Source organism: Brevundimonas sp., assembly GCF_030656255.1.
Lineage (GTDB): Bacteria > Pseudomonadota > Alphaproteobacteria > Caulobacterales > Caulobacteraceae > Brevundimonas.
Genome location: NZ_JAUSOE010000080.1, coordinates 1 through 2,002, shown reverse-complemented (window position 1 = coordinate 2,002; position 2,002 = coordinate 1). Strand labels below are relative to the sequence as shown.

Annotated in this window: 2 protein-coding genes; one reads left to right on the top strand and one right to left on the bottom strand. The window is 68.5% G+C overall.

The features are described 5' to 3' along the window. Positions 1 to 83 precede the first annotated feature (83 nt). Entirely contained in the window at positions 84 to 902 is an 819-nt protein-coding gene (gene ubiG / locus Q7J26_RS08785; RefSeq protein WP_304936081.1) for a bifunctional 2-polyprenyl-6-hydroxyphenol methylase/3-demethylubiquinol 3-O-methyltransferase UbiG, read from the bottom strand. 89 nt (positions 903 to 991) lie between these two features. Here ubiG and Q7J26_RS08780 point away from each other — a divergent pair. Beyond that, a partial coding sequence (locus Q7J26_RS08780; RefSeq protein ID WP_370651929.1) for an aspartate kinase occupies positions 992 to 2,002 on the top strand: 1,011 nt, incomplete at its 3' end.

Sequence of the window (2,002 nt, the reverse complement as noted above, 5' to 3'; positions counted from 1 at the left end):
GATACAGATCGGTGCGCCCGTGCCTGGCCGCCCCCACCCCGTCGCTGCGCGACGCCCCTCCCCCGCAGGGGGAGGGAGAACCGCTAGGCCGCCCGGGTCGCCACCATCATATAGTTGATCCCCGCATCGTCGCTCTGGCTCCAGCGGTCGGTCAGCGGGTCGTAGTTCAGGCCGTAAGGTCCCTCGACCGTCACAGCCTCGGCCGCCAGCATCGCCCGGATCTCGTCAGGCTTCAGGAACTGGCGCCAGTCGTGCGTCCCGGCGGGCACCCAGCGCAGGATGTATTCCGCCGCCACCTTGCCCAGCGCCAGGGACTTCAAGGTCCTATTGAGGGTGGCCACCATCATGACCCCGCCCGGTCGTATCAGCCTCGAACAGGCGCGCACGAAGGCCTCCGGATCGGCGACATGTTCGATCACCTCCATGGTCAGGACCACGTCGAACGGCCCCGCCCCCTCGGCCTCGATCTGTTCGACGGTGGCGGCGCGATAGGCGATGTCCAGCCCGACCATCTCGGCATGAGCCCGCGCCGTGCCGTTATTCTCGGACGAGGCGTCGATGGCCGTGACGGTGAAACCCATCCGCCGCATCGGTTCGGCGATCAGCCCGCCGCCGCAGCCGACGTCCAGCAGGGTCAGCCCTTCAAACGGAGCCCGCGCCTTCGGATCGCGGCCCAGCCGGGCGCACAATTGTTCGCGGATCAGCGCCAGCCGGGCCGGATTGAACCGGTGCAGGGGTGCGAACGGCCCGTGCGCATCCCACCATTCGGCCGCCTGGGCCGAGAAGCGGGCCACGTCCGCCGGGTCGATCGATGCGCCAAACGCACCCTCGGACGAATTTTGCGGAAAACCATGCCCTTCGCGGGGTAGGCGAGACGGTGCGGCGTCGCTAGAAGCGGTCATGGCGCGAGGGATGAACCTTCGCGCCCTTTCACGCAAGCAGGGGGCGGAACGCCACGATGACGCGGCCCGATTCTTCACGATCCGACACCATGCGACTGGTGATGAAGTTCGGCGGCACCTCGATGGGCGACCTCGAACGGATTCGGCGCGCGGCGCGAATCGTCGCCGCCGAGGCCGCATCCGGCAAGAAGATCGCCGTCGTGGTCTCCGCCATGGCGGGCAAGACCAACGAACTGGTCGCCTGGACCGACGGCGCCGGGCCTGCCGCTGCGGGCCTGCCGCTCAGCGACGACGAATATGACGTGGTGGTCGCCTCGGGCGAACAGGTGACGGCCGGTCTTCTGGCCCTGACCTTGCGCAACATGGGGCTGAACGCACGGTCGTGGATGGGCTGGCAGGTGCCGATCATCACCGACGACGCCCACGCCCGCGCCCGCATCATCGACATCCCCGGCGAAAAACTGGGCGCCGCCGTCGACGCCGGCGAGATCGCCATCGTCCCCGGCTTCCAGGGCGTCACCCCCGAGGGCAAGATCACGACCCTGGGCCGCGGCGGATCCGACACCTCGGCCGTGGCCGTTGCGGCGGCCCTGGGCTGTCCCTGCGACATCTATACCGACGTGGACGGCGTCTATACGACCGACCCGCGCATCGAGAGCCGCGCCCGGCGCCTGGCCAAGGTCTCCTACGAGGAGATGCTGGAAATGGCCTCATTGGGGGCCAAGGTGCTCCAGACCCGCTCGGTCGAACTCGCCATGGCCAAACAGGTGCCGGTGCGGGTCCTGTCCAGCTTCATCGAACCGGACGAATCCGGCCAAATGCCCGACAAGGGCGGAACCCTGATCTGCGACGAGGAGGAGATCTTGGAAAAGCGCATCGTGTCCGGTGTGACCATGAGCCGTGACGAAGCCCGCATCACCCTGCTGGGCCTGTCCGACCGCGTGGACGCCCCCGCCGACGTCTTCACGCGTCTGGCCGAGGCCAGCGTCAATGTGGACATGATCGTCCAGTCCCAGGCCCGCACCGAGGGCGCGGTCAACCTGACCTTCACCACCGGCCGTCGCGACGCCGCGCGCGCCGCCGAACTGATGACGGCGGGC